The organism is Tessaracoccus sp. OH4464_COT-324 (assembly GCF_003932855.1).
GTDB lineage: Bacteria > Actinomycetota > Actinomycetes > Propionibacteriales > Propionibacteriaceae > Arachnia.
On sequence record NZ_RQYZ01000132.1, the window covers coordinates 1 to 384 of the forward strand.

Here is a 384-nt window from a genome sequence, read left to right on the forward strand (position 1 = left end):
GGCCGGTGGGGATCCTGAGGTAGGCGCGGGACACGTAGCCCTCGCGGCCGTTGTAGGTGACCTTGGCCCACCAGTTTGAGGTGTAGGTGCCGCGGATCAGTTCGCCGCGGGCCTGGCATTGCACGCCGACGGTGGTGCCAGGCGGCAGCTCGGCCAGCCGGTTCGACCACGTGTTGGTGCCGCTACGCAGGCTCAGGTAGTCGGTTGTGGTGCCCTGCGCCAGGTTCGGTTTCGGTGGCGTGGGCTTGGGCGGCGTCGGCTTCGGCGCCGTGCCGCACTCGGGCACGTTGGGTTGGCCGGTGGGGATCCTGAGGTAGGCGCGGGACACGTAGCCCTCGCGGCCGTTGTAGGTGACCTTGGCCCACCAGTTTGAGGTGTAGGTGC

At 69.0% G+C, this 384-nt stretch carries 1 protein-coding gene; it reads right to left on the reverse strand.

What is annotated here, in order from left to right; genetic code table 11:
• Nucleotides 1–384 (reverse strand): SH3 domain-containing protein (locus EII42_RS12445; protein WP_148098067.1); only part of this gene is annotated, 384 nt, incomplete at both ends.